Raw genomic sequence first — 281 nt, 5'->3', positions numbered from 1 at the left:
TGCACGTTGTCCACGACCAGCTTCAGTTGGTCAAACCCCTTGATTCGCTTCCAGCGTTTCTGGGCGGACTGGAGCAGTTTGAACACCATCGATAACGTGGTGTCGCGGGAGCCGCAGGATCGGCTCCGTTTGGTTCTCAGCGAGTTATTGTCAAATCTGGTGTATGACCATCAGGCAGCGTTCCTGCCAGATTGATCTTCCACCTGTATTCCATCCTGAAACTGCACGTTGTCCACGACCAGCTTCAGTTGGTCAAACCCCTTGATTCGCTTCCAGCGTTT

At 53.0% G+C, this 281-nt stretch carries 1 pseudogene; it reads right to left on the bottom strand.

The features are described 5' to 3' along the window. Positions 1-140: pseudogene (locus H3Z84_RS11750) on the bottom strand (IS256 family transposase); the annotation flags it as partial. Positions 141-281: the final 141 nt, after the last annotated feature.

This window comes from Marinobacter sp. bablab_jr003, from assembly GCF_016464245.1.
GTDB classification, from domain to species: Bacteria; Pseudomonadota; Gammaproteobacteria; order Pseudomonadales; family Oleiphilaceae; genus Marinobacter; species Marinobacter vinifirmus.
Note: the sequence above shows the minus strand (reverse complement) of the source record. Positions and strands in the feature narration are given on the sequence as shown.